The following is a 23,729-nucleotide window of genomic DNA, read 5'->3' on the forward strand; positions in this document are numbered from 1 at the left end:
GAGGTTCGGTCAGGCTGACCTCACCCGAACATCGGCACATGCTAGATGAACAGATTGACCTTCTGGAACGACGTCACGTCGACAAGGCCGACATCGGAAATCCTGAGTTCCGGGATGACGACCAGCGCCAGCAGCGAATGCTGCATGTAGGCGTTGTTGAGCGAACAGCCGACCTTGCGCATCGCTTCCGTCAACTGCTCGGCTTTGGCCGCGACGATCTCGGCGCGCTCGTCCGACATCAGCCCAGCGATCGGCATTTCCACCAGCGCCAGTTCCTTGCCCTTGGAGTAAAGCACGACGCCGCCGCCGACCTCGCTCAGCCGGTTGACGGCTAAAGCCATGTCCTCCTTGTTGGTTCCGACGGCGATGATGTGGTGCGCATCATGCGCCACGCTCGAGGCCATCGCGCAGTCTTCCACATAGCCGAAGCCCGACACGAAGGCGTTGGTGACGCCGCCCGTGCCCCTGTGGCGTTCGACCAGGGCGATCTGGCAAATGTCGTTGCGGCGATCCATGGCGACCAGCCCGTCCTCGACGGGCAGGTCGGCCTCGAGCGCTCTGGTCGGCGCCTGGTTCTCGATCACGCCGATCACCCGCGCCCGCACCTCGTTGGCACCCTGTGGCGCGGCGATGTCAAAGTCAGACGCCTTGAGCCTTTTGCCGAGCTTGACCGTGTTTTTCGCCGTCCCGGGATAATCATAGGCCGGAATGTCGATCTCGAGCTTGCCGGCTTTCGCCAGCCTGACGCCGCGGCCATAGACCTCGTCTATCGTCATCTGGGCAAGATCGGAGACGATCAAAAGATCCGCCAGCCGCCCCGGCGCGATCGAACCGACCTCGCGTTCCAGCCTGAAATGCTGGGCGGTGTTGAGCGTCGCCATCTGGATCGCCGTCACCGGCTTCAGGCCCTGGCTGATGGCGTGCCGCACCACCCGATCAATATGACCCTCATGCACCAGCGTGCCGGAATGGCTGTCGTCGGTGCACAGGATGAAATTGCGCGGGTCGATGCCGCCTTCGGTGACCGCCTTGATCTGCGCAGCGACGTCGTACCAGGCGGACCCCAGCCTCAGCATCGCCTTCATGCCCTGGCGCACGCGGGCGATCGCATCCTCGGCGCGCGTGCCCTCATGGTCATCCTCGGCGCCGCCGGCGGCATAGCCGTGGAATGGCAACCCGAGATCGCGCGAGGCATAGTGGCCGCCGACGGTCTTCCCGGCCTTCACCGTCTCGGCGATCTCGCCCGACATCACCGGATCGTTGGCGGCGACTCCCGGGAAATTCATCACTTCGCCAAGGCCGATGATATTCTCCCAGGTCATCGCCTCGGCGACGTCTGCGACCGTAAGCTCCGCGCCGGCATGCTCCAGGCCGGGCGCCGAAGGCACGCAGGACGGCATTTGCACATGGACGTTGATCGGCATCGCGACCGCCTCGTCATGCATCAGCCGAACGCCCGGCAGGCCCAGAACATTGGCGATCTCGTGCGGATCGATGAACATCGAGGTGGTGCCGTGCGGGATCACCGCGCGGCAGAATTCCGTCACCGTGACCATGCCGCTTTCGACGTGCATGTGCGCATCGCAGAGGCCGGGCACCAGATAGCGGCCGCCCGCATCGACCACCTTGGTCCCCTGCCCGATCGTGTGGCCGGCATTCGGCCCGCAATAGGCGAAACGTCCGGCCGCGATGGCGATGTCGGTGCCCGGAATGATCTCGCCCGAATGGACATTCACCCAGCGCCCGTTGCGGATCACGAGATCGGCAGCCCGGCGCCCCATCGCGACGTCGACCAGTTGCGTCGCCACTTCGGTCCAGGGCTTGGGTTTCGTCGGATTGGTGCGGCTCGCCATGAAGAAACTCCTGTTTGCCCGACTGTGCCAAGCTGGCGCGGTTTTGACCAGTTGGCAAAACTGCTTTGTTTTTAAGGCAGGACCGGTTCCCGACAGATCTCTCCGGCAGCAGGGCGAAATCTCGCCTAGACTGGATCTCCGGCTATTTGGGTTGCAGAAGAGATGGCAAAAACGATCCGGTTCGCAATTTTCATGCTGTCGGCATGTAGCGCCGGCCTGGCCTTCTTCACCTTGCATTCATTCTGGGCATGGGCCGCGCCGATCGCCATCTTCATCGCCGGTTCGTTACTAGCCGAATATGCTTTCACGCGGCTGGCCACTCCCGAGGAGAACCAGCGCGACCTGGAGGATCGCGTGCGCAACCCGCCGAAGTAAACCACTGTTGCAGGAATACAATTCCGTTTTCGGGCGAATAACGCTAGGTTGCACCGAGAAGTTTTCGAAACCGCCATTTCGGAGCGCTCGATGGGTCGCCTGACACTTGCCAGTGCCGGCTTTTTCGCCCTGCTGTCCGGGCCGGCCTTGGCCGCGGACGCGATCGCCGACCTGCCCATGACTGCGCCGGGCTTCGATTGGACAGGCTATTATGCCGGCCTGCAGGCCGGCTATGGCTGGGGCTCATCTGACATCTCCGGCACGGAAGGCGAGCCGTTCGCCGCTTCTCCCGATATCGACGGCGGCTTCGTCGGCGGCCATGTCGCCGGCCTCTGGCAGTTCAATCAGGCGGTGATCGGCGCGCGCGCTGAGCTCAACTATGCCTCGATCGACGCTTCGGCCTTGCTCGACCCTGGCAATGCCGTCGGCACCGAGGTCAAATGGCTGGGATCGATCAATGCCGAAGCCGGCTTGGCGGTCGATCGCTGGCTGATCTATGGCGTCGGGGGCGTCGCCTTCGCCGGTATCGAGACCTCGCAAGACGTCGGCGGCAGCGGCTTCGCCAAGACACGCACCGGCACCGGCTGGACGATCGGCGCCGGGGTCGACTATGCGCTGAGCAGCAACATCGTCGTCGGCGCCCAATACCGTTACTACGATTTCGGCAAGGAGCATTTCGACGTCCCGGACGACTTCTCCGATCGTGATCAGGACCTGAAGCTCCATACCCTGGGCGTAAGCTTCAGCTACAAATTCTGATTTGCGGAGCAGCACGGAACGAAGGTGGCCGGCGACCGCGGGATCAAAACAGAGTCGACCCACCGGGTTATTTGATGTCCGCCCTATAAGCAGCTCTCGAAGCGGCCGGCGCCGACTTCATTCCCGAGTACGGCGGCGGTGCCGGGGTGAGAACTGCGGAAGCCATGAAGCGGATAGCTGCTCCCCTTGGCAAGCCAGCTTGCGTGCGCCTCCTTTGCCTTTGACGGCCAATCCCTCTAAAATGTGCGGCCAAGAAGAAAGAGGGGGGAAGGCTTATGACTGAGCCTGACGCTGCGCACGAAGCAATCGTCGATACGTGGCGTAGTTTTGGCGCCTCTGATTATGAGTACTTTGAGAAATACGAAAACCCTGAGTTGGTGGCTTGGTTTTGGGCACCGGCGAGCCGCTTTCGCAAAGCTTTTGAGCGATATTTGAACTTGGATGATGTGCTCGAAATAGCCAGCGGTGCCGGACGTCATTCGGCGCAGATCGTCGGCCGTTGCAGGCGACTGACGTTGATCGATACTTCGGTCGATGCCACTGCATTGGCTAGGAAACGGTTTTCAAGCGCTTCTCATGTGACCGTGACGCTTTCACCGGACGGCAAGAGTCTACCGTTTGAAAAGGGCGCTTTTCCTCCGTTTTCAGCTACGACTCGATGGTTCATTTCGAACCGCTGACCGTGGCGTCCTACATCATGGAAGTCGCCTCCGTCTTGAAACCGGGGGGACGAGCTCTCCTTCATCATTCGAACTACTCGGATAATCCAACCGCATCCTTCAAGGAAAATCCCGATTGGCGGAATTTCATGCCAAAGGGATTTGTCGAGCATGTCAGCGCGCGTGCAGGGCTGACCGTCATCGAACAGCAGACGTTCCCGTGGAACGGGAACAGCGAGACTGACGCTCTCACCGTCGTGGAGAAGGGTTAACAGCGCGCCCTGCGCTGGTCTTCTGCGGCCCGGAAGGCGAGCCATAGCCGGTCCAGTTGCGATGAGAACCGATGCGGAAGAGCAATATTCGGTGGCAATACGGTGCCATCCCGCCCACAAGGCTGGACTCGTGTCGGCCCAAGTGCTTGAAATCGCGGCGCGCGGACGTGGCGGAATTGGTAGACGCAAGGGACTTAAAATCCCTCGATCTCTGATCGTACGGGTTCGATTCCCGTCGTCCGCACCACCCTTCGCTCCTCGCTTCGGGTGGCAGGCCACTCAACCCTTGATCGGATTGAGCTTCAGGTGCTGGATCAAAATGATGGTCTTGGCGTCGACGATACGGCCGTCGGCGATGCCGGCCAGCGCCTCGTCGAGCGGCATTTCCAGCACCTCGATGTCTTCGCCCTCTTCCGGAGCTCCGCCGCCGTCGGAAATACGGTCGGCCGGCGAATAGCGCGCGGTAAAGAACCAGAGCCGTTCAGTCACGCTCCCGGGGCTCATATAGGGCGCGAACAGCCGCTCAACGTTCTTCAAATGATAGCCGAGCTCCTCTTCCGCTTCCTTGCGGATGCAGGTTTCCGGATCGTTTTCGTCGAGCAGACCGGCACAGGCCTCGATCAGCGGCTCGCGATGACCGGTGACATAGGCCGGATAGCGGAACTGCCGCACCAGCAGCACCGTCGAGCGCTGCGGATCGAAAGGCAGGATCACCGCGCCGTCGCCGCGATCGTAGGTTTGGCGGATCTGCGTCTCCCAGCGCCCATCACGGCGGCGATAGTCGAGCACCGTCTTCTTGAGCACCGCCCAATCGTCGGATAGGACTTCTTCAGACTGGATTCGGACGCGATCTTCCATGATTGGCTCCGTGCTGTCGGCAAGCGTTATCGGCGAACAGGCGCGGGCGCAATCCTGGAAAGCGACTGGTCCAGCGAGACTTTCACTGGCTGTTGTCTGGCGCGAAGTGCCGCGGCTGCCTAGATAGCGATATCTCTCCCAGGAGCCGTTTCCATGACATCATCGCTTTTCCAGCCGATCACCCTCGGCGGCCTGACCTTTCCAAACCGTATTGCTGTAGCGCCGATGTGCCAGTATTCGGCCGAGGACGGTTCCGCCAGCGACTGGCATCTGCACCACTGGATGAACCTGGCCATGTCCGGCGCCGGCATGGTGACCGTCGAGATGACCGACGTCGAGCGGCGCGGCCGCATCTCGCATGGCTGTCTTGGCCTCTACTCCGACGGCAACGAGGCGGCGGCCAAGCGCACGCTCGATGCGGCCAGGCGCGTCGCTGCGCCCGGCACCAAATTCGGCGTCCAGCTCGCCCATGCCGGCCGCAAGGCATCCAACAGAAGGCCTTGGGAAGGCGGCGGCCCCCTGCAAGCGGGCGAGGATCCCTGGCAGACCGTTTCGGCTTCGGCCATCGCCTATGACATAGGGTGGAATATACCGCACGCATTGGGCGAGGAAGAGATCCGGCAAGTCATCCAACATTTCGCCGATGCGGCCGAAGCGGGCCGAGCGCGCCGGCTTCGACTTCATCGAGCTGCACGCCGCTCACGGCTATCTGATCTTCCAGTTCCTGTCGCCGCTTTCCAACCAGCGCACCGACCGCTGGGGTGGCCCGCTGGAAAACCGCATGCGCTTCGCCGTGGAGATCGCCAGAGCGGTGAAGAAGGCAGCGCCGGGCCTGATGCTGGGGGCCCGCCTTTCGGTGAAGGAATGGGTCGACGGCGGCTTCGAGATCGAGGAGGCAATCGAAGTGGCCAAGGCGCTGAAGGCGGAAGGCGTCGCCTATCTGTGCTGTTCCAGCGGCGGCAATTCGCCGTTGCAGAAGCTGCCCAGCGGCCCCGGCTACCAGGTGCATCTGGCCGAAGCTGTGCGCAAGGGCGCCGGCATTCCGACGCGCGCCGTCGGCCTGATCGACGATCCAGAGCAGGCCGAGGCGATCGTGGCCGACGGCCGCGCCGACATGGTGGCTCTGGCGCGCGCCTTCCTTGCCGATCCGCGCTGGGGCTGGCGCGCGGCGGCGACGTTCGGCGAGGAAATCCGTCCGGCGCCGCAGCTGGCGCGCTCGGTCACGACGATGCAGCACTGGATGAAAGCGGCCGGCTGAACGGCTTGCACAGGTGACGATCGGCTGAGACCTTTGGGCGCAGCCATCCGCCACCATTGCAACCAAATTGGCCGTTTTACGTTGGCGGCCATGACAGACAGCAAGCCATTTGAGAAGCCGGTGGTCGTCGAACTCGGCCATGTCGGCAAATATCGCCAAATAAGCAGCACCCGCGAAGCGGCCGAGTGCCTGATGACCGTATGGCCGCTCAATCGCGGCCAGCGGCATCGTGATGCTCTCGATACTTGCCTGAAAGCGCTGGAGGGGTATCGTTCGACGGCGGACGCGCGCCGCGCGCTGATCGAGGCAGCCGAGGAATCTGAAGTGCTGGTTCCCGAAGAAAGGCTGTCCGACGGAAAGCTGCATTGAGCAGGCAAAGGGCTTCTCGACCGGAGGATTCCATGGCGAAACTGACCTACAAGATCGTCGAGCATGACGGCGGCTGGGCCTACATGGTCGGCTCGACTTTTTCAGAAACCTTTCCCACCCGCCAGGACGCGCTGCGCGCGGCTGAAATTGCTTCGGCCGAGCAGCAGGTCGCCGGCACCACGGATGGCATCCAGTATGAGGATTCCGAGGGTGTCTGGCATGACGAACTGGCCGATGGCCGCGACCGGCCGCAGACCGAAGTCTCAGATTAATTTCCGTCGCTCGACCTTGCTGCGACCGACGCTGTAAAAGCTTCACGTCGGTCGCTCGCTGGCGAACGGACTACTTGCCGCAATACTGGTCGTTGACGTTCGGGCCGGCATTCGCGTCGGGGCCGGCCGTATCCGAGGCGCATGGGCCGACGGCACCGTTGCCGAAGCTGTTTAGCGCGCTGGCGTCGCGATCGGAGTAAATGCTGCCCGTGGTGTAGGGATCAACCGGCCCTTGCTTGCTATGGACCGGGCGATCACGATGCCACCACCACCAAGCGTCCGACGATTGTGCCATAGCCGAGGTGCCCATGGCCAGGACAAGCGCCGAGGCTGCAAAAATCTTCGTAAGCATGATTGGTCTCCATCTGGTGATTTGCCGCATTCTTGCTGGCCGGAAATTCGCCAGCCCGACACGGATTAGAACCGAGGGTTGGAGCCGAAGTTCCCGTTTAAAGTGTAGGTGAGGCGGAATGTCCGACACTTTTGTGTGACGGTTCGTGAACGGACGCGATCCCTCTCGGCCTTTGACTCGAACGGGATCCTCACGCTGGGAATGCGCGCGCGGCGATGCGCTCGATAAAGGCTACGACGCGTTCCGGTTCCACGAATTGCGGCATGTGCCCGAGCCCTTGGACGCGTTCGAAATCGAGCTCTCTGATCCTGCCCGGCATCGGTTCGCCATGAGCCGCGATGCCGATCACCCGGTCATCCGCGCCGAACAGAATGCCGGCCGGCATCAGGATCTCGCCATAGCGCTGTTCGAGGCGGCCGAGATCCTCTTCCACCGCCACGATATCGGTGGAGGTCGCCTGGAAATGGGCGGGCCGCAACCCGAGCCAACCACCTCCGGCGATCATGTAGTCCCCCGGCACGGCTTGCGGCGCAAAGATGAACTTCATCGTCGGCTCCGCATATTTGAGGCTGTACGGTATCGCTAAAGTATGGGCCAAGATCCAGCGCTTCAGGCGCGAGGGAACATAGAGCAGGTCGAATTTCTGGCGCACCCTCGCCTCCAGGTGCGTCAGCGGCGCGATGAGCGCGATGCCGGAAATCGCCGTCGGATGCTCGATCGCAAGTGCAAGCGCGATGGCGCCGCCCAGCGAATGACCGACGATCAAAGGCCGTTCGAGCCCAAGCTCCTCGATGAAGCGCCGCACCACTTCCGCCTGTTCGGGCAGACGGCCGCTCGCCCCGCCCGCCCGCACCGAGTATCCCGAGCCCGGCCGGTCGAGAGCGATCAGCCGGTAGCCGGCGCCGAAGCGGCCGAACAGCGTGTGCCGGAAATGGTGGAGTTGCGCGCCGAGCCCGTGCAGGAACACGATCGGCCTGCCCTCGCCTGCTTCGACATAGTGGATGCGGCTGCCGCCGATCTCGATGAACTTGCCGCACGCCGGTACCAGCCTCTCGGCCTTGGTCGCAATCCACCATGTTGCGAGCATGAAGCCGAGCACGACCGCGGCGGCCGCAACGAGCAGGCCACCGATCAGCCACGGCAAAATCGATATCAGCATCTTGCACCCGAGCCCTACCGACGCACCTTACTCGCAACCGTGTCTGCCACAAGAGCCCCGCCTCGCGTGCGCATTGCGGCCGGCTGTCCGCCGCGTTATTTCAGGCCACCTGCAGCCGGAGTGAGCCATGCCCGAAATCGTCACCGCCGCCATGCTCGTCATCGGCGACGAGATCCTCTCCGGCAGGACCAAGGACAAGAATATCGGCCATCTCGCCGATATCATGACCGCGGTCGGCATCGACCTGAAGGAAGTGCGCATCGTCCCCGACGAGGAGGACGAGATTGTTGCCGCCGCCAACGCGCTGCGCGCCCGCTACACTTATGTCTTCACCACCGGCGGCATCGGCCCCACGCATGACGACATCACCGCCGATTCGATAGCCAAGGCCTTCGGGGTGCCTTGCGAATACGATGCCAGGGCTTACGCCATGTTGGAGGCAAGCTATGCCGAGCGCGGTATCGAATTCACCGAGGCGCGCAAGCGCATGGCGCGCATGCCGCGCGGCGCCGACCACATCGATAATCCGGTGTCGATCGCGCCAGGCTTCCGTATCGGCAACGTTCACGTGATGGCCGGTGTGCCGTCGATCTTCCAGGCGATGCCCGACAATGTCGTGCCGACGCTGAAGACCGGCACCAGGATGCTGTCGGCCACCGTGCACTGCCCGTTCGGCGAAGGCCTGATCGGCGGACCGCTGGCCGACATCCAAAAAGCGCATCCCGACACCATTATCGGCTCCTACCCGAAATATGGCGAGGGCAAATTCTGGGCCGAGCTCGTCGTGCGCGCCCGCGACGAAGCGGCGCTAGAGGCCGCGCGCAAGGATGTTGCGGCCATGGTGGCGGGCCTGTCGGTCGCGAGCTGACCCCGGAACCAGAAGGCGCGCGCCGACGTTTCTGGCACGGCACTTTCGTTGCGGCCATTGATGCCGGTGGCGATCTTGCGCCGATAAATTTGAGGGATCTGCCATGCGCTTCAAGACGATCGTCGCCATTCTGCAGAACGAACAGGACGCCGAGCGCGTGCTCGATTGCGCCATCCCGCTTGCCGAGCGGTTCGAAAGCCACCTCGTCGGCATCCACGCCGAAGCGCTTCCGGTCCCCTATACGTCGGCAACCGGTTTCCCCGACACCGAATTCCTGCAAGTCTCGGCCGAGATGAACAAGGAGCGCGCCGACAAGCTGCAGGCTGTCTTTCTCAGGCGCGTCGAGGATTCCGACCTGTCCTTCGAGTGGCGGAGCCTCGAAAGCTTCTCCGGCGACAGCGCGCTGACCGGCATTTCGAGCGTGCGGGCGGCTGACCTGATTATCGCCGCGCAGCGCGACACCGGGGGCGATCCGGGCGCCGATGTCGATACGCTGGTCTACGATGCCGGCCGGCCGGTGCTTGTCGTTCCGCATGCCGGGCCGCTCGTCACCACCTTCAGGCGTGTGCTGCTAGCGTGGAACGGCAGTAAGGAGGCGGCTCGTGCAGCATTCGATGCCCTGCCCTTCATCAGCGAGGCGGACAAGACCGACATTCTCGTCATCGATCCACCGGAAACGCTCGACGAGGCTCCCGAGGCGGCGGGCACCGAGATCGCGGCTGCCTTGTCACGCCACGGCGCCAATGTCAGCGTTTCCGTGCAGAAATCGGGGGCAAGCTCGGTCGACGACATCATCCAGGAGAGGATCGCCGAATCCGGCGCCGATCTGCTGGTGCTCGGCGCCTACAGCCACTCATGGCTGCGACAGCTCCTGTTCGGCGGCGTCACCCGCACCGTGCTGCGCACGGCAAACGTGGCAGCCTTCCTGTCGAGATAAGCCTGTCTCCGCGAAGTGGGAATCGGGTTCGGGGGACAAGGACATGTACCAAATAGGAACTTGCACCGCGTCGCCTGAACAGCGCGACGCGGTATAAGTACACAGCCATCCCTGGCGGCCACCTTGCCAAGGCCGCCGCTTTCCGGCTAATTCCGGCTGCATTCCATCGTATCTGCGCGCTGCGGCGCGCGCTTGCGGAGTGCACGAACCATGTCCCTTCCCGAAAAAGCCTTTCCGGTCTCCTGGGACCAGTTCCACCGCGATGCCCGCGCGCTCGCCTGGCGGCTTTCCGGCACCAACAAAGGCCAGTGGAAGGCGATCGTCTGCATCACCCGAGGAGGCCTGGTGCCCGCCGCGATCATTTCGCGCGAGCTTGGCATCCGCGTCATCGAAACGGTCTGCGTCGCCTCCTATCACGACTACACCAGCCAGGGTCAGTTGCAGGTGCTGAAGGAGATCTCGCCTTCGCTTCTTGCCGATGACGGCGCGGGGGTGCTCATCATCGACGACCTCACCGATACCGGCAAGACGGCCGGTATCGTGCGCGCCATGATGCCGAAGGCGCATTTCGCCACCGTCTATGCCAAGCCGAAGGGCAGGCCTCTGGTCGATACATTCGTCACCGAGGTCAGCCAGGACACTTGGATCTACTTCCCGTGGGACATGGGTTTCACCTATCAGAAGCCGATTGCCGACGATCACGCCGGCTGATCGTTGGAAGCTGCTGTTTCCGTCCAGCGCCCGCCCAAATCACTGTTTGCCGCATAGAAAAGGCTCTCGGGGAGAAGGGCTCACGGGGCGATGTTTCTCGATTGCCTGTCCCTGGCCGGGTTAACCAACCCGAGTGAAGTTTTTTACTTTTATCGTCCACAATACGTCGTAAGATTCGTTTGATGGCAAATGATTCTAGAGGCTCGGGGCAGCTTCTACGATGTTGACGAGGCCAACGACGCACAACCAGATTGCCGAAAGAGTCCGACGACTCTTCGGCGCAGTGCCCTGCCGCCTGCAGGTTGCGGCCCTGCCTTGGCGCGAGAACGAAAACGGCGTCGAGATCATGCTGATCACCAGCCGCGATACCGGGCGCTGGGTGCTGCCGAAAGGCTGGCCGAAAGCCAGGGAGCCGCTTTGTGTAGCTGCCGCCCGCGAAGCGGGCGAGGAAGCGGGATTGCACGGCACGGTCTCGCATCTCGAAGCCGGCCGCTATTTCTACGGCAAGGTCCTGGCATCCGGCGAGGAAGTGCCTTGCGAGGTCCTGGTGTTCCCGCTCAAGGTCGACCGGGTCGCGGACCGCTGGAAGGAAAAGCGCGCCCGCACCCGCAAATGGGTCGGCTCCGCCGAGGCCGCCCGCATGGTCAACGAGCCCGATCTTTGCCAGATCATTGCCTATTTCTGCGCCGATCCGCGAAAATTCGCCTGAGTCATCGCTCACATAACGCATATGTGACCCGACGAGCATGCCGCGCGTTGCGGTGCGCGAACATCGGTGCTTTGTGTGGTTAATGCAGTGCCGATTCGGCTAATGGCGTCGATCGATGACGAACTCCGCGCAACCACTTGAAGAAAACTCCGGCGAACACCGGCGCGAGCACCGCCAGCGCGTGCTCAAGGGCGGGACGATCATCACCGGTATCCAGAATTCCGAGGTCAGTTGCACGTTGCGCAATCAGAATGCCGGTGGCGCCGAGCTGAAAGTCGCACCGGAATCACGCGTTCCCGATCGTTTCCTGCTCTACGTCCCGCTCGATGGCGTGGCGTATCGCGCGGAAGTCCGCTGGCGCCGCAACGACCGCGTGGGCGTCAAGTTCACCGGTACCGAGGCCAAGCCCAAGTTGCACTACGGCTGACGGTCGGTCCGCAAGGCGGGAAGGCACCCGGCCGAAGCCGGATGCCTTTCCTCAGGCGACCAGGCCTTTGGTGAGTTCGAGCGCCTGGCGCTCGAACAGCCGACGGTAGATACCACCGTTCAGCCGGATAAGCTCGTCATGCGAGCCTTCCTCGATGATGCGGCCGCGGTCGAAAACCAGCAGCCGGTCGAGTGCCCGCACGGTCGAAAGCCGGTGTGCGATGACCAATGTCGTGCGCCCGACCATCAGCCGCTCCATCGCCTTCTGGATGAGCACCTCCGATTCGGAATCCAGGCTCGATGTCGCCTCGTCCAGGATCAGGATGCGCGCATCGGCCAGGAAGGCGCGCGCGATCGCCACGCGCTGGCGCTCGCCGCCCGACAGTTTCACGCCGCGCTCGCCGACCAGGGTTCCGTAACCCTTGGGCAGATCGGCAATGAAGTCGTGCGCGCTGGCGAGCTTCGCGGCATGCTCGATCTCGGCCTGCGTTGCGCCCGGCCTGGCATAGGCGATGTTCTCGGCCAGCGACCGGTGAAACAGGATCGGCTCCTGCTGCACGATGGCGATCTGGCTGCGCAACGATGATTGCGCAACCTTCGAGATGTCCTGGCCGTCGATCAGGATCCGGCCCCCGTTCACGTCATAGAGGCGCTGGATCAGCTTGACGAAAGTTGTCTTGCCCGATCCCGAATGCCCGACCAGCCCGACGCGTTCACCCGCGGCGATCTCGACCGAGAAGTCGCGATAGAGCGGCAGCCGGTGATTGCCGTAATGGAACGTCACCTTGTCGAACGCAATGCTGCCGTCGGTGATCCGGATCGGAGCGGCACCGGGCCGGTCCTCGATGCCGAGCGGTTCGGACTGGAAGTCGACCAATTCCTCCATGTCGTTGATCGAGCGCTGCAGGTTGCGGATATGCGTGCCGATATCGCGCAGATAGCCCTGCAGGACAAAGAACGACGTCAAAACAAAAGCGATGTCGCCGGCACTCGCCTCGCCCCAGGCCCAAAGCATGAGCGCAAGGCCGATCACGGCCGCCCTCATCAAGAGCAGCATCGTGCCTTGCGCGGTGCCGTTGAACGTGCCGCGCACCCAGGTACGGCCCGTGCGCAGACGCCATTTGGCGACCACGCGGGCAAGCCGCGCTTCCTCGCGCGCCTCGGCGCCAAAACCCTTGACCACGGCATTGCAGCTCACCGCGTCGGCCAGCGCGCCGCCGAGGCGTGTATCCCAGCTGTTGGCGAGGCGTGCCGCCGGCGCGACGTAGCCAAGCGACAGCATGGCGGTGACGGCGATGAACAGCACCGAGCCGATCGCGACCACCAACCCCATCATCGGCCAGAACCAGCCGAGCAGCAGCGTCGAGCCGACCAGCATGACGAACGACGGCAGCAGCGCGATCAGGATCGTGTCGTTCAGCAGGTCGAGCGCCCACATGCCACGCGTTATCTTGCGCACCGTCGAGCCGGCGAAGCTGTTGGCGTGCCAGTCCGTCGAGAAGCGCTGGACGCGGTGGAACGCGTCGGCGGCGATGTCCGACATCATCTTCAACGTCAGTTCGACAATCCCCATGAAGGCGGCGTTGCGCAGCACCACGGCCGCCAACGCCAGCGCCATCAGGATGGAGAACGCCGTCATTGCGGCGTGCCACGCAACCTCGTCGGCGCCGGCGCTGCTGGCGACCGCGTCGACCAGCCGGCCGGAATAGAGCGGCGTCAGCACGTCGGCCAGCGTCGAGAGCAGGAATGCGCCCATGATGAGCGACAGGCGCCACGGCTGGCGGCGCCAGTGGCCAAGCGTGAAGCCGAGCACGCTGCGAAAGGCGCTGGCGCGCAGATCTATTCTGAAACGAGCCATGATGTCATCCGGGCGCAGAGAGGCCCGGTCCCGCTAAAATCAAATTGGAAAACCCGCGCCGGCGCCCTATGGCGCCCTTAGAACGGGGAGGTTCAGTATGGCTGGTCGCGCGCCCTCGGTGGCGACCGGCAGAGCCAGATGCCTGCCTGCGGATGGCCTTCCGAACGGAGTTCGGACGGCCGGTGCAGATCTAGGCTTCGCGGCCTCGCATAACGATGTCAAATCCTGCCATACGGTCCTCCCGAAAGGGAATCGCGGAAGCGCTCTTATAGAGGCGGCTCACCATCTCGCCAAGGCAGGGCGGCGCCAGGAGGGCGTCTTGTCCGGCCACTGAGACGATTTTGCAACAATGGTGGGTTGCGCTGCCAACAGCGCCGGTTCAGGCGAACAGCTTTGCGTTTAGCGGACTAGCTGCGATCCCGGAACCGATTGGTGATTGGGTAGCGGCGGTCGCGGCCGAAATTCTTCTTCGTGATCTTCACGCCTGGGGCCGCCTGCCGGCGCTTGTACTCAGCAATGTAGAGCAGATGCTCGACGCGCGTCACCGTCGCCCGGTCGTGGCCGCGCGCGACGATGTCGTCGACGCCCATCTCGTGCTCGACCAGGCATTCGAGAATGTCGTCCAGCACCGGGTAAGGCGGCAGCGAATCCTGGTCGGTCTGGTTTTCGCGCAGCTCCGCCGACGGCGCCTTATCGATGATGTTCTTCGGAATGACCTCGCCCGATGGGCCGAGCGCCCCCGGCGGCACATGCGCGTTGCGCCAGCGCGCCAGCGCATAGACCTGCATCTTGTAGAGGTCCTTGATCGGGTTGAAGCCGCCATTCATGTCGCCATAGAGAGTGGCGTAGCCGACCGACATCTCACTCTTGTTGCCGGTGGTGACGACCATCGAACCGAACTTGTTCGAGATCGCCATCAGGATCGTGCCGCGCGCACGGCTCTGCAGGTTTTCCTCGGTGATACCTTCCTGAGTGCCCTCGAAGAGCTGGGTCAGCGCATGTCGGAAACCTTCGACCGGCTCGGAGATCGGCACGATGTCGTAACGGCAGCCGAGCGCGCGGGCGCAATCCTCGGCGTCCTTCAGCGAGTCCTTCGAGGTATAGCGATAGGGCATCATGACGGTGCGCAGCCGCTCCTCGCCAAGCGCGTCGACCGCCAGTGCAGCGCAGATCGCGGAGTCGATGCCGCCGGAGAGGCCGAGCACCACGTTCTTGAAGCCGTTCTTGTTCACGTAGTCGCGCAGGCCCAGCATGCAGGCCCGGTAGTCGGCCTCCTCCCGCTCCGGAATCTTCGACATTGGGCCTTCGGAACAGACCCAGATGCCATCCCTTCGCTTCCAGGTGGTGACGTCGACCGCTTCCTCGAACTGGCTCATCTGGAAGGCAAGCGTCTTGTCCGCGCCGATGGCGAAGGAGGCGCCGTCGAAGATGAGTTCGTCCTGGCCACCAAGCTGATTGGCGTAGATCATCGGCAATCCGCATTCGACGACCTGACGGATCACCACCTGGTGGCGGACGTCGATCTTGGCGCGGTAGTAGGGCGAGCCGTTCGGCACAAGCAGGATCTCGGCGCCGCTCTCGGCCAGCGTCTCGCAGACGGCGATGTCGCCCCAGATGTCCTCGCAGATCGGGACACCGATGCGCACCCCGCGGAAATTCACCGGCCCTTGCAGCTCCGGCCCGGCCTGGAAAACGCGCTTCTCGTCGAACTCGCCATAGTTCGGCAGGTCGAGCTTGTAGCGCTCGGCGATGATCTTGCCGCGATCGGCGAAGACGATGGAGTTATGCGTGCCGGTCCGGCGCTTCAGCGGCGTGCCGATGATGACGCCAGGACCGCCATCGGCGGTGTCGGCGGCGAAATCCTGCGCCGCCTTTTCGCAAGCCTTCAGGAAGGCCGGCTTCAGCACCAGGTCTTCCGGCGGATAGCCGGCGAGGAAGAGCTCCGTGTAGAGCACCAGATCGGCGCCCTGGCGGGTCGCATCCGCCCTTGCCTCGCGCGCCTTGGCGAGATTGCCGGCGACATCGCCGACGGTCGGGTTGAGCTGGGCGACGGCAATGCGCAGTAGGTCGGGAGCGGTCTGGGTCATGAATTGGATTTAGCGTGGCGGCAATCGCCGGGCAATGGCGATTGCTTGTGCCACCCAGGACTGGCCGGCGAATGCCGGTCATGTCCCGCCTCAGCCGGAGGCGATCAGGCCTGCTCGCCCATGTATTCGCGCAGCGTCTCCGGCGAATGGTTCTCGCCGATCGACATCGCCAGAATGCGCGAGATGTGCCGGCGCGGCAGCCCGGTCGCGGCGGACCATCGGTTGATCTGCGCCTGGATCTTGTCGAGATCCCGCTTCGAAGTCGGGCTTTCGGCGATGTCGAGACCGGCGTCGCGCAGCGCCGCCGCCATGTCGGCGGAAACAATGAAGGTGTCCCACTCCAGCCAGCGCAGAAAATACTGGCCGGTGTTGCCGCCGAGCCGGCTGCCATGCTTGCCGAGATAGGCGGTCAGCCCGACCTGGTCGTCGGCCGGCCAGTCGGCCAGGAACTTGCCGAAGCCGCCATGTTCCTTCGAGACGCGGTCGACGAAAGCCGCGTTGTCGCGCACGGATTTGATCTTTTGCGGGTTGCGCACGATGCGCTTGTCGGACGCCAGCTCGTGCCAGAAGTCGTCCGGCTGGAACAGGAGCCGCTTCGGCTCGAAGCCAAGGAACGCCTCCTCGAAACCAGGCCATTTCTGCTCGATCACACGCCAGACGAAACCGGCGGCAAAGATGCGCTCGGCCATCGTGGAGAGGATGCGGTCATCATGAACTTTCGCCACGGCAGCGTTGTCGGGCATAGGTCCGAGCAGCGACGCCAGCGCCTCTTCACCGCCCTTGCGTTTTGCCGCCCGGGCACGAATTCGCTGGAAATCGGCCATTTCCGCCCTCGCCTGTGCCGACCAATCCATCACTTCCCGTCAGGCTCGGTAGCCTCTACCTCTATACGCAATTCCAGGAAAAGTGCGAAGCGGTTTTCCGTCCGGAATTGAGTGAGCTAAGTAAGCAATCTCAGGAAAAAGTGCGCAGCGGTTTCCATCCGGATTCTTGGAACCCGGGCCTGACGACGGAGAGGACGATGAACAAGACGGTCGAGGATCTGTCGAACCGCTGGCTGAAGCGAAAGCCGGACGGTCTCTCTCCTCTCGAGAGCCGCGTGCTGAAGTCGACGCTGGAACGCACCACCATCACCAGGGACACCAACAAGGCAGTCGCCTTTCATCAGAGCTATGGCGATCGCGTTGCCGACACGATCGCCCGTATCGGCGGCTCATGGTCCTTCATTCTGGGCTTCATCGCCTTTCTGGTGCTGTGGACCTTTGGCAATGTCTGGCTCTTGTCGCGGAACGCCTTCGATCCCTATCCCTTCATCTTCCTCAACCTCGTGCTCTCGATGGTCGCCGCCTTGCAAGCACCGGTGATCATGATGTCGCAGAACCGCCAGACCGAGCGTGACCGCATCGACGCCGCCCATGACTATGAGGTCAACCTGAAGGCCGAGATCGAGATCATGGCGCTGCATGAGAAGCTCGACGAACTGCGCCACAGTGAGCTCATCGGCATGCGCGACGAGATCCTGCGCATGGCCGAGCAGATCAGGCGGATCGACGAGAAGCTGTCGGCGCGGTCGGCGGGCTGATGACCGAGGCCATCCATCGTCTCATCGAGCAATACGGGCTGATCGCGGTCTTCCTTGGCTGCGTCGCCGAGGGCGAAAGCGCTGCCATCCTCGGCGGCTTCTTCGCCCATCAGCACATATTCGTGCTCTGGCAGGCTTTCCTGGCCGCGTTTCTCGGCGCCTTCGCCGGCGACACGGCTTTCTTCACCCTCGGCCGCAGCTTTGCCGATCATCCCTATGTCGTCAGGCTGCGCAGGCGGCCGGGTTTTCGCCGCGCCTACCGGCTGCTCAACACCCATCCCAACATCTTCGTGCTGACGAACCGCTACATCTACGGAATGCGGCTTGTCGGCGGCATCGCCGCCGGGCTGTCGACCGTGTCGGTGCCGCGCTTCGTCATCCTGAACGCCATCTCGTCGGCAGTCTGGGCAGCCCTCTTCGGCACGGTCGGCTATGTCTTCGGGCTGGGAGCGGAGCGCATGGTCGGCCAGGCATTTGCCCGCCATGAGCGCGTGCTCGTAGCCCTCGCCGTCGGCATCGCTGTGGCCGTCCTGGCCGGACTGGTTGCCCGCCATTTTGCCGGAAGGGAGCGCGCAAAGGACGCAAAAGAGGATCAGGCCGAATCCTAAGCTGTCGGACCGATGCCTCCCGGTCAGATCGGCGCGCCGATGATGCGCTCGATGATGGCAATGCCCCAGACGCCCCCCGCGATCACGATCGAAATCAGCACCGCCAGCGAGCCGCAGTCCTTGGCGAGCTGGATGTCGATGTGGAACTCGCGGGAGATCGCGTCGCACGCAGCCTCGATGCCTGTGTTGAGCACCTCGACCAGAATCATCAGCAGAACCGCGCCGATCAGCAACGCGTAGCCGCGCCAGGATACCGAGATGAACCAGCCGGCCGGCAGAGCGAGCGCAAGCAGCATCAACTCCTGCTGGAACGCCTTTTCGTGAGCAGCCAGCTTGCGGAAAGCCCGCACCGAGTTGATGAAAGCGTCGATCAGCCGCTGCATGCCCAGCCCCGTTTCGAATCACCGTGAGGGGATATCGCAACAGCCGGGTCAAGGGAATAAGGCAGGCGGCCCAAAAGTCACTCGTCCGCGACCTTTATCGACGGCGTCGACTTGTCGAACTGCGGCAGGCCGTCGTCGATTGCATAATAGTCGCCCTTGTCGCCGACGAAGATGTGGCTTTCGGCCGAAAGCCCGGTCGGCTTGTCGAACGAGCCGGCCATGATGGAGATCGTGTCGAGCTCGTTGTGCTTCCAGAACAGCACCGAGCCGCAGCTGCGGCAAAAACCGCGTTTCGCTATGTCGGACGCGCCGTACCAAGCAAGCGCGTCGGCCCCCTCGATGTCGATGTCGGCGTCCCTCGAAGAAGTCGCTGCAACGAAATGGCCTGTTTGCTTGCGGCACTGCGAGCAGTGGCAATAGACCACCCCGCGCAACGCTCCTCTCGTCGTGAAGCGCACCGCTCCGCACAGGCACGATCCCGTGTGATTTTCGCCCATCCCCGGCCTCCTTCAACGCCATACGCCTCGATCGCGCCACACAAGATTCCAGTTTTGCGCTCTTCCGGCGCAGGCAAATGCGACACCGAAGCGGCGCGTTTCAAAAGCTGCGCCTGCACTGCAGTGCAACCTGAAGCAGCAAAAACGGGTCTGGAAACGCCCGCCATTAAGGAAACTTTAGCGCAGCTGCATTTATGGTTCCTGCAGGCGATGGTCGTGTTGGGGACGCGGCCTAGCATCGCAATTCTGATTCGATCCCCGCATTGGCGGCTCCCGGCGGTGGCAGGTCTCCGGTCGCGCACTGAAGGGGGTAGTGAACAGACTATGCAGCCGGCAGCCGTCCCGAGCGACAGAAATGGCGACATCGCCAGCACCGTTGTGGCGACCATGCGCCAGCTCGGCCTGCTCGGCCTGCCGCGCAACTACGAAATCTTCTATGAAGCGCTGAGCGGCAGCAATCACGAGCTCAGCCTCGCTGTCGTCTCGTTGAGCAACCGCCCGACGCAAGAGGATCTCGATCGCATCGGACGCACCTTCTTCCCGCAGCACCACGGGCCTGCGATCGTCGAACACGCCCGCGAGGTGGTCGCCAAGGAGCTTGAGGACGTCGCCGCGCTGCTGCGCAGCGGGCGCAGCCATATCGAAAAGTACGGCCGCATCCTCGCCGAGACGTCGAGCGGCCTGAGCAATCGCAGCCTGCTTTCCCAGGATCTGCTGCAAAAGATCGCCGGCGCGATGTCTGCCGCCACCAGCTCGACGCTGGATCACAACCGCCAGATCGCGAGCACGCTCAGCGAAAAGACGGCCGAGCTCGAGAGCGTCAAATCGAAGTTGGAGGAATACAAGCGGCTCGCCAATACCGATCCGCTGACGCAGATCTGGAATCGCCGCGCCTTCGACAAGGAAATCACGCGCATCTACAACAGCAACCGCGGTATCCTCTTCAACGCGCTCATCCTTGCCGACATCGATCGCTTCAAGGATATCAACGACTGTTACGGCCATCCGGTCGGCGACAGGATCATCCAGATCATCGCCGACATCTTCCAGTCCAGCATCCGCGCCGACATGTTCGTGGCGCGCACCGGCGGCGAGGAGTTCGCGCTGATCGTCGAAGGCGCCAGCGAGGACACCACCTATGAAATCGCCGAGCGCATCCGCGTGCTGATCGAACAGACGCCGTTCACAAGCAGCCAGACCGGGATGAACTATGGCACGGTGACTGTCTCGATGGGCATTTGCATGGCTTCCGAGGCCGACACCCCCGAAGACCTCTACACCAAGGCCGACCGCGCGCTCTACCGCTCCAAGATCGGCGGCCGCAACCGCGTCACCAGGCATTCCACAATGGCCGGCCGTGCCGGCAAGGGCTGGCTGCTCTACAAGAAGGACTGAGGGCACATTGGACACCCTTTCCAAATGAATTTCTGTGGACTATATTTTCCACGGAAATGAAAGGGTGCGCTCATGCCACGTCCAGTCGCTGCCGCGACGGCGGCAGAAAATGCCGTCATCACCAAGGCCACGCTGCGCGCGGCCGACCTGCTCGAGATCACGGCGCGAACGCTTGCTCTGGTCATCGGCGTCTCTGAGGCGACGGTCTCGCGCATGCGCAAGCAGGAGTTCCTGCTCGAGCGCGGCACCAAGCCGTTCGAGCTTGCGGTGCTGTTCGTGCGGCTGTTCCGCTCGCTCGACGCCATCGTCGGCGGCGACGAGACGGTCGCCCGGGCATGGCTGAAGAACCCGAACACGGCGCTCGACGGCACGCCGCTCGAAAAAATCCTGACCATTGCCGGACTTATCGATGTCATTGCCTACCTGGATTCCCGACGCGCTCTCGTCTGAGGCCGTCAGGCTCGAAGGCAAATATTGGCGGATGGTCGAGGCGCAGCATCGCGTCTCGACCCTGAAGCTCGTCGACAGGCTCGACGAGCAGGGCCTGCTCGAAGACCTCATCGAGGAAAGCAAGCCGCGGATCCCGCTGGAATGCCGCCATCTTCACTATCTTCTGGCGACGCCCTTCCGCTACGGCTCGATTTATCCGTACGGCTCGCGCTTCCGCCGCGCCGGCAAGACCAAGGGCGTCTACTACGCCGCCGAGACGGTGCTGACGGCAGTGGCGGAAATGGCCTTCTACCGCTTGCTGTTCTTTGCGGAATCGCCGCAAACGCAATGGCCGAACGACGCGGCCGAATATACCGCCTTTGCCGCGGCCATCAGATGCGAGAAGGCCGTCGACCTCACGCGGCCGCCGCTCGACCGCGACGAGAAGGCGTGGACGGATCCGACTGACTATGCCGCCTGCCAGGCCATCGCCGACGTGGCGCGCGAGGCGGGGATGCAGGCCATCCGCTACCGCTCGGCGCGCGATCCGAAGGGCGCCAACATCGCGCTCTTGACGTGCAGCGGTTTTGCCAAGGCCAAGCCGCTGGAGCCTCATACCTGGCGCATCCGCATCGGCTCGTTCGGGGTCCAGGCAATCTGCGAATTTCCAGACAGGCGGCTGGAATTCTCAAGGACGAGCTTTGTCGATCCGAGGCTGGCGAATATGCGCTGGGAGCGCGGGCGCTAGTTAAGCCAGAATGTTGACCGCACGCGCGGCGACCAGCGCGATCGTCAGCAGCGAGATCATTGCCTCGGCCATCATCAGGAGCTTGGCGCGCTGAGTGAGCGGTAATGTGTCGGTCGGCGAGAACGCCGTCGCATTGGTGAAGGCCAGGAACACGTAATCGACAAAGCCGGGCAGCCAGTCGCGGATCTCGCGATCGGACAGCGTCATCTGCGGGAACAGGAAATCGGCATGCGCGCGCTTGACCAGGCCGCAGGTCGGCGGGCCGCCGCGGTCGGTGCTCCAGAACCACAGCGCGAAGACGATGACGTTGGTGACCCAGATGTTGAGCGCGTCGACAAGCAGCGTCGTGCCGGCGCCGGCATGGCCTGCCAGCAGCTTCTGGACCAGAAAGACCAGCGAGCCGCAATTCATGATGCTGATGACGCCGGTCATGACCAAGGCGGTACGGCGGATGAAGACGCGAAACCGGCCGATCGCATACCAATGCTCGTGATCGACGGCCTTCTGAGTCGCCATTTGCGTCCAGGCCGTTGCGATCGACAAAGGCACGAGCAGCGCCGCCTCGATCGCGGGCGCGAGCCAGCGCGGACCGAAGGACAGGTCGTTGATGACCAGAAGCTGCAGGCAGATGACGACAAGCACCGCCGCCCGCGCCGACCAGAAGTCGATCGCGCGGTGATGAACGATGGCATGCTCGTGGCGCATGGGGGACCTGTGTCGTGTGCGCGGTTTTCGACCGCGGGCGACATCTCCACCTCAATCTTGGTCTTGCGATGGTCGCGTAACTATAAATTTTCGTAAGGTTTCGGCGGCCGGCGGCTCGCAGGATCGGCCCAAACGAAAAGGGCGTCGGACTTTGTCCGACGCCCCGGTTCGATCGCTGGCAAGCGGCTTAGGCGTTGGCGGCTTGCTTGTGCTGGATCGTATGGCTTTTCTTGAGCAGATCCGAGACCAGGAAGGCCAGTTCGATCGCCTGGTCGGCATTGAGGCGCGGATCGCAATGGGTGTGATAGCGGTCCTGCAGGTCTTCCGCCGTGATGGCCCGGGCGCCGCCGGTGCACTCGGTGACGTTCTTGCCGGTCATCTCGACATGGATGCCGCCCGGATGCGTGCCTTCGGCGCGGTGCACCTCGAAGAAGGTCTGCACTTCCTTCAGGATACGGTCGAACGGCCGCGTCTTGTAGCCGGCCGCCTCGATCGTGTTGCCATGCATCGGGTCGGAAGACCACACCACGTTGCGGCCCTCCTTCTTCACCGCCCGCACCAGCTTCGGCAGATGCTCGGCGACCTTGTCGGAGCCGAACCGCGCGATGAGCGTCAGCCGTCCGGGCTCATTCTCGGGGTTGAGCAGGTCGATAAGCTCCAGCAGGCCGTCCGGCGTCAGCGACGGACCGCATTTCAGGCCGAGCGGATTCTCGATGCCGCGGCAATATTCGACATGCGCATGGTCGGGCTGGCGGGTGCGGTCGCCGATCCAGATCATATGGCCCGAAGTCGCGTACCAATCGCCGGAAGTCGAATCGACGCGGGTCAGCGCCTCCTCGTAGCCGAGCAGCAGCGCCTCGTGGCTGGTGTAGAAATCGGTCTCGCGCAGCGCGAAATTGGTTTCCGACGTGATGCCCACCGCGCGCATGAAATCCATCGTCTCGGTGATGCGGTTGGCGAGCGATTCGTATTTCTCGCCCTGCGGGCTGTCGGCAACGAAGCCCAGCATCCAGCGATGCACGTTCTCCAGGCTGGCATAGCCGCCTTGCGCGAAGGCGCGCAGGAGATTGAGGGTCGCCGCCGACTGGCGATACGCCATCTCCTGCCTTGCGGGATCCGGGATGCGCGACGCGGCGTCGAACTCGATGCCGTTGATGATGTCGCCGCGATAGCTCGGCAGCGTCACGCCGGCCTTGGTCTCGCTGTCGGAGGAGCGCGGCTTGGCGAACTGGCCGGCGACGCGGCCGACCTTCACCACCGGCTGCGCGCCGGCGAAGGTGAGCACCACCGACATCTGCAGGAAGACGCGGAAGAAGTCGCGGATGTTGTCGGCGCCATGCTCGGCAAAGCTCTCGGCGCAGTCGCCGCCCTGGAGCAGGAAGGCCTCGCCGGCGGCGACCGCCGCCAGTTGCTTCTTCAGCTTGCGCGCTTCACCGGCAAACACCAGCGGCGGATAGGTGGTGAGCCGGGCTTCCGTGGCCTCCAGCGCCGCAAGGTCCGGATAGGCCGGAACCTGCTTGATCGGCTTTGCTCTCCACGAATTCGGCGACCATTTTGTCATCGCTGCACCCAAAACTCTTCAGAGCAATTCCAGGAAAAC

27 protein-coding genes, 1 tRNA gene and 1 pseudogene are annotated in these 23,729 nt (G+C 63.3%); 18 read left to right on the plus strand and 11 right to left on the minus strand.

Annotated elements, in window-relative coordinates; all coding sequences use genetic code 11:
- Positions 1 to 41: 41 nt before the first annotated feature.
- On the minus strand, positions 42 to 1,853 hold the full coding sequence (gene ade, locus P9254_RS02330) for an adenine deaminase (protein ID WP_278053929.1): 1,812 nt from the start codon (positions 1,851 to 1,853) through the stop codon (positions 42 to 44).
- A gap of 162 nt (positions 1,854 to 2,015) precedes the next feature.
- On the opposite strand from ade, the gene P9254_RS02335 reads away from it, so the two are divergent.
- From P9254_RS02335 to P9254_RS02355, 5 genes are all read left to right on the plus strand, one after another.
- Complete coding sequence (locus P9254_RS02335; RefSeq protein WP_067328203.1) at positions 2,016 to 2,228, plus strand: hypothetical protein; 213 nt, start codon at positions 2,016 to 2,018, stop codon at positions 2,226 to 2,228.
- Between the two features lie 90 nt (positions 2,229 to 2,318).
- Positions 2,319 to 2,987 (plus strand): outer membrane protein, encoded by a 669-nt coding sequence (locus tag P9254_RS02340; RefSeq protein WP_278053926.1) that lies wholly within the window; start codon positions 2,319 to 2,321, stop codon positions 2,985 to 2,987.
- A gap of 275 nt (positions 2,988 to 3,262) precedes the next feature.
- Positions 3,263 to 3,667: a class I SAM-dependent methyltransferase gene (locus tag P9254_RS02345; protein WP_278053923.1), complete on the plus strand. Its 405-nt coding sequence runs from the start codon at positions 3,263 to 3,265 to the stop codon at positions 3,665 to 3,667.
- A gap of 128 nt (positions 3,668 to 3,795) precedes the next feature.
- The gene (locus tag P9254_RS02350; protein WP_278053922.1) at positions 3,796 to 3,918 is read left to right on the plus strand and encodes a hypothetical protein; all 123 of its coding nucleotides are present in this window, start codon (positions 3,796 to 3,798) and stop codon (positions 3,916 to 3,918) included.
- Positions 3,919 to 4,079: 161 nt separating this feature from the next.
- Positions 4,080 to 4,165 (plus strand) — tRNA-Leu (locus P9254_RS02355).
- Between the two features lie 32 nt (positions 4,166 to 4,197).
- Here the strand turns inward: P9254_RS02355 and P9254_RS02360 are convergent.
- Positions 4,198 to 4,776 carry an NUDIX domain-containing protein gene (locus P9254_RS02360; RefSeq protein ID WP_095802227.1) on the minus strand — a complete coding sequence of 193 codons (579 nt, stop codon included), beginning with the start codon at positions 4,774 to 4,776 and terminating at the stop codon, positions 4,198 to 4,200.
- A 153-nt stretch (positions 4,777 to 4,929) separates the two neighbouring features.
- Between P9254_RS02360 and P9254_RS28965 the strand changes: the two are divergent.
- The 3 genes and pseudogenes from P9254_RS28965 (at position 4,930) to P9254_RS02380 (ending at position 6,675) form a co-directional block, all read left to right on the plus strand.
- A pseudogene (locus P9254_RS28965) lies at positions 4,930 to 6,034 on the plus strand (NADH:flavin oxidoreductase/NADH oxidase).
- 90 nt (positions 6,035 to 6,124) lie between these two features.
- On the plus strand, positions 6,125 to 6,403 hold the full coding sequence (locus P9254_RS02375; protein WP_066998903.1) for a DUF982 domain-containing protein: 279 nt from the start codon (positions 6,125 to 6,127) through the stop codon (positions 6,401 to 6,403).
- A 32-nt stretch (positions 6,404 to 6,435) separates the two neighbouring features.
- The gene (locus tag P9254_RS02380; protein ID WP_067328195.1) at positions 6,436 to 6,675 is read left to right on the plus strand and encodes a DUF2188 domain-containing protein; all 240 of its coding nucleotides are present in this window, start codon (positions 6,436 to 6,438) and stop codon (positions 6,673 to 6,675) included.
- A 70-nt stretch (positions 6,676 to 6,745) separates the two neighbouring features.
- Here P9254_RS02380 and P9254_RS02385 read toward each other — a convergent pair whose 3' ends face one another.
- Positions 6,746 to 7,027, minus strand: a complete 282-nt coding sequence (locus P9254_RS02385; protein WP_278053916.1) for a hypothetical protein — start codon at positions 7,025 to 7,027, stop codon at positions 6,746 to 6,748.
- 190 nt (positions 7,028 to 7,217) lie between these two features.
- The gene (locus tag P9254_RS02390) at positions 7,218 to 8,186 is read right to left on the minus strand and encodes an alpha/beta fold hydrolase (RefSeq protein ID WP_066998909.1); all 969 of its coding nucleotides are present in this window, start codon (positions 8,184 to 8,186) and stop codon (positions 7,218 to 7,220) included.
- 127 nt (positions 8,187 to 8,313) lie between these two features.
- On the opposite strand from P9254_RS02390, the gene P9254_RS02395 reads away from it, so the two are divergent.
- The 5 genes from P9254_RS02395 (at position 8,314) to P9254_RS02415 (ending at position 11,838) form a co-directional block, all read left to right on the plus strand.
- A complete protein-coding gene (locus P9254_RS02395; protein WP_278053915.1) occupies positions 8,314 to 9,054 on the plus strand; it encodes a competence/damage-inducible protein A in 741 nt (246 codons plus the stop codon).
- 103 nt (positions 9,055 to 9,157) lie between these two features.
- Positions 9,158 to 9,991 carry a universal stress protein gene (locus P9254_RS02400; RefSeq protein WP_278053914.1) on the plus strand — a complete coding sequence of 278 codons (834 nt, stop codon included), beginning with the start codon at positions 9,158 to 9,160 and terminating at the stop codon, positions 9,989 to 9,991.
- A gap of 210 nt (positions 9,992 to 10,201) precedes the next feature.
- On the plus strand, positions 10,202 to 10,702 hold the full coding sequence (gene gpt, locus P9254_RS02405) for a xanthine phosphoribosyltransferase (RefSeq protein WP_066998919.1): 501 nt from the start codon (positions 10,202 to 10,204) through the stop codon (positions 10,700 to 10,702).
- Positions 10,703 to 10,922: 220 nt separating this feature from the next.
- Complete coding sequence (locus tag P9254_RS02410; protein WP_278053912.1) at positions 10,923 to 11,411, plus strand: NUDIX hydrolase; 489 nt, start codon at positions 10,923 to 10,925, stop codon at positions 11,409 to 11,411.
- A 115-nt stretch (positions 11,412 to 11,526) separates the two neighbouring features.
- The gene (locus P9254_RS02415; protein WP_066998925.1) at positions 11,527 to 11,838 is read left to right on the plus strand and encodes a PilZ domain-containing protein; all 312 of its coding nucleotides are present in this window, start codon (positions 11,527 to 11,529) and stop codon (positions 11,836 to 11,838) included.
- Between the two features lie 51 nt (positions 11,839 to 11,889).
- Here the strand turns inward: P9254_RS02415 and P9254_RS02420 are convergent, their stop codons facing one another.
- The 3 genes from P9254_RS02420 to P9254_RS02430 all read right to left on the minus strand — a co-directional run bounded on the left by P9254_RS02420 (position 11,890) and on the right by P9254_RS02430 (position 16,606).
- Positions 11,890 to 13,695 carry an ABC transporter ATP-binding protein gene (locus P9254_RS02420; protein WP_067328181.1) on the minus strand — a complete coding sequence of 602 codons (1,806 nt, stop codon included), beginning with the start codon at positions 13,693 to 13,695 and terminating at the stop codon, positions 11,890 to 11,892.
- A 407-nt stretch (positions 13,696 to 14,102) separates the two neighbouring features.
- A complete protein-coding gene (locus P9254_RS02425; protein WP_278053909.1) occupies positions 14,103 to 15,782 on the minus strand; it encodes an NAD+ synthase in 1,680 nt (559 codons plus the stop codon).
- Positions 15,783 to 15,886: 104 nt separating this feature from the next.
- Entirely contained in the window at positions 15,887 to 16,606 is a 720-nt protein-coding gene (locus P9254_RS02430) for a DNA-3-methyladenine glycosylase I (protein ID WP_067328175.1), read from the minus strand.
- 197 nt (positions 16,607 to 16,803) lie between these two features.
- Here P9254_RS02430 and P9254_RS02435 point away from each other — a divergent pair, with 197 nt between their 5' ends.
- Together P9254_RS02435 and P9254_RS02440 are read left to right on the plus strand one after the other, a co-directional pair.
- Positions 16,804 to 17,364 carry a DUF1003 domain-containing protein gene (locus P9254_RS02435; protein ID WP_066998934.1) on the plus strand — a complete coding sequence of 187 codons (561 nt, stop codon included), beginning with the start codon at positions 16,804 to 16,806 and terminating at the stop codon, positions 17,362 to 17,364.
- Positions 17,364 to 17,972: a DedA family protein gene (locus tag P9254_RS02440; RefSeq protein WP_067328172.1), complete on the plus strand. Its 609-nt coding sequence runs from the start codon at positions 17,364 to 17,366 to the stop codon at positions 17,970 to 17,972. The genes P9254_RS02435 and P9254_RS02440 overlap by 1 nt, the downstream gene beginning before the upstream one ends.
- Before the next feature lie 23 nt (positions 17,973 to 17,995).
- On the opposite strand, the gene P9254_RS02445 is transcribed toward P9254_RS02440, so the two are convergent.
- Positions 17,996 to 18,355, minus strand: coding sequence for a diacylglycerol kinase (locus P9254_RS02445; protein WP_067328170.1), 360 nt, complete (start codon positions 18,353 to 18,355; stop codon positions 17,996 to 17,998).
- Positions 18,356 to 18,432: 77 nt separating this feature from the next.
- Entirely contained in the window at positions 18,433 to 18,852 is a 420-nt protein-coding gene (locus tag P9254_RS02450; protein ID WP_067328168.1) for a GFA family protein, read from the minus strand.
- A gap of 324 nt (positions 18,853 to 19,176) precedes the next feature.
- On the opposite strand from P9254_RS02450, the gene P9254_RS02455 reads away from it, so the two are divergent.
- From P9254_RS02455 to P9254_RS02465, 3 genes are all read left to right on the plus strand, one after another.
- Complete coding sequence (locus tag P9254_RS02455) at positions 19,177 to 20,247, plus strand: GGDEF domain-containing protein (protein ID WP_278053907.1); 1,071 nt, start codon at positions 19,177 to 19,179, stop codon at positions 20,245 to 20,247.
- A gap of 72 nt (positions 20,248 to 20,319) precedes the next feature.
- Positions 20,320 to 20,697, plus strand: coding sequence for an antitoxin Xre/MbcA/ParS toxin-binding domain-containing protein (locus tag P9254_RS02460; protein WP_095829934.1), 378 nt, complete (start codon positions 20,320 to 20,322; stop codon positions 20,695 to 20,697).
- Complete coding sequence (locus P9254_RS02465) at positions 20,657 to 21,424, plus strand: RES family NAD+ phosphorylase (RefSeq protein WP_066998946.1); 768 nt, start codon at positions 20,657 to 20,659, stop codon at positions 21,422 to 21,424. The genes P9254_RS02460 and P9254_RS02465 overlap by 41 nt, the downstream gene beginning before the upstream one ends.
- On the opposite strand, the gene P9254_RS02470 is transcribed toward P9254_RS02465, so the two are convergent.
- Together P9254_RS02470 and P9254_RS02475 are read right to left on the minus strand one after the other, a co-directional pair.
- Entirely contained in the window at positions 21,425 to 22,129 is a 705-nt protein-coding gene (locus P9254_RS02470) for a hypothetical protein (protein ID WP_067000338.1), read from the minus strand. It lies immediately after the preceding gene.
- 187 nt (positions 22,130 to 22,316) lie between these two features.
- On the minus strand, positions 22,317 to 23,690 hold the full coding sequence (locus P9254_RS02475; protein WP_067328161.1) for a class II 3-deoxy-7-phosphoheptulonate synthase: 1,374 nt from the start codon (positions 23,688 to 23,690) through the stop codon (positions 22,317 to 22,319).
- Between the last annotated feature and the right edge of the window lie 39 nt (positions 23,691 to 23,729).

Origin of the sequence: Mesorhizobium sp. WSM4983 (genome assembly GCF_029625765.1) — a bacterium.
GTDB lineage: Bacteria > Pseudomonadota > Alphaproteobacteria > Rhizobiales > Rhizobiaceae > Mesorhizobium.

Coding starts and splice junctions, on each gene's coding strand:
- ade (WP_278053929.1), bottom strand. CDS start 1,853: ATGGCGAGCCGCACCAATCCGACGAAACCCAAGCCCTGGACCGAAGTG.
- P9254_RS02335 (WP_067328203.1), top strand. CDS start 2,016: ATGGCAAAAACGATCCGGTTCGCAATTTTCATGCTGTCGGCATGTAGC.
- P9254_RS02340 (WP_278053926.1), top strand. CDS start 2,319: ATGGGTCGCCTGACACTTGCCAGTGCCGGCTTTTTCGCCCTGCTGTCC.
- P9254_RS02345 (WP_278053923.1), top strand. CDS start 3,263: ATGACTGAGCCTGACGCTGCGCACGAAGCAATCGTCGATACGTGGCGT.
- P9254_RS02350 (WP_278053922.1), top strand. CDS start 3,796: ATGCCAAAGGGATTTGTCGAGCATGTCAGCGCGCGTGCAGGGCTGACC.
- P9254_RS02360 (WP_095802227.1), bottom strand. CDS start 4,776: ATGGAAGATCGCGTCCGAATCCAGTCTGAAGAAGTCCTATCCGACGAT.
- P9254_RS02375 (WP_066998903.1), top strand. CDS start 6,125: ATGACAGACAGCAAGCCATTTGAGAAGCCGGTGGTCGTCGAACTCGGC.
- P9254_RS02380 (WP_067328195.1), top strand. CDS start 6,436: ATGGCGAAACTGACCTACAAGATCGTCGAGCATGACGGCGGCTGGGCC.
- P9254_RS02385 (WP_278053916.1), bottom strand. CDS start 7,027: ATGCTTACGAAGATTTTTGCAGCCTCGGCGCTTGTCCTGGCCATGGGC.
- P9254_RS02390 (WP_066998909.1), bottom strand. CDS start 8,186: ATGCTGATATCGATTTTGCCGTGGCTGATCGGTGGCCTGCTCGTTGCG.
- P9254_RS02395 (WP_278053915.1), top strand. CDS start 8,314: ATGCCCGAAATCGTCACCGCCGCCATGCTCGTCATCGGCGACGAGATC.
- P9254_RS02400 (WP_278053914.1), top strand. CDS start 9,158: ATGCGCTTCAAGACGATCGTCGCCATTCTGCAGAACGAACAGGACGCC.
- gpt (WP_066998919.1), top strand. CDS start 10,202: ATGTCCCTTCCCGAAAAAGCCTTTCCGGTCTCCTGGGACCAGTTCCAC.
- P9254_RS02410 (WP_278053912.1), top strand. CDS start 10,923: ATGTTGACGAGGCCAACGACGCACAACCAGATTGCCGAAAGAGTCCGA.
- P9254_RS02415 (WP_066998925.1), top strand. CDS start 11,527: ATGACGAACTCCGCGCAACCACTTGAAGAAAACTCCGGCGAACACCGG.
- P9254_RS02420 (WP_067328181.1), bottom strand. CDS start 13,695: ATGGCTCGTTTCAGAATAGATCTGCGCGCCAGCGCCTTTCGCAGCGTG.
- P9254_RS02425 (WP_278053909.1), bottom strand. CDS start 15,782: ATGACCCAGACCGCTCCCGACCTACTGCGCATTGCCGTCGCCCAGCTC.
- P9254_RS02430 (WP_067328175.1), bottom strand. CDS start 16,606: ATGGCCGATTTCCAGCGAATTCGTGCCCGGGCGGCAAAACGCAAGGGC.
- P9254_RS02435 (WP_066998934.1), top strand. CDS start 16,804: ATGAACAAGACGGTCGAGGATCTGTCGAACCGCTGGCTGAAGCGAAAG.
- P9254_RS02440 (WP_067328172.1), top strand. CDS start 17,364: ATGACCGAGGCCATCCATCGTCTCATCGAGCAATACGGGCTGATCGCG.
- P9254_RS02445 (WP_067328170.1), bottom strand. CDS start 18,355: ATGCAGCGGCTGATCGACGCTTTCATCAACTCGGTGCGGGCTTTCCGC.
- P9254_RS02450 (WP_067328168.1), bottom strand. CDS start 18,852: ATGGGCGAAAATCACACGGGATCGTGCCTGTGCGGAGCGGTGCGCTTC.
- P9254_RS02455 (WP_278053907.1), top strand. CDS start 19,177: ATGCAGCCGGCAGCCGTCCCGAGCGACAGAAATGGCGACATCGCCAGC.
- P9254_RS02460 (WP_095829934.1), top strand. CDS start 20,320: ATGCCACGTCCAGTCGCTGCCGCGACGGCGGCAGAAAATGCCGTCATC.
- P9254_RS02465 (WP_066998946.1), top strand. CDS start 20,657: ATGTCATTGCCTACCTGGATTCCCGACGCGCTCTCGTCTGAGGCCGTC.
- P9254_RS02470 (WP_067000338.1), bottom strand. CDS start 22,129: ATGCGCCACGAGCATGCCATCGTTCATCACCGCGCGATCGACTTCTGG.
- P9254_RS02475 (WP_067328161.1), bottom strand. CDS start 23,690: ATGACAAAATGGTCGCCGAATTCGTGGAGAGCAAAGCCGATCAAGCAG.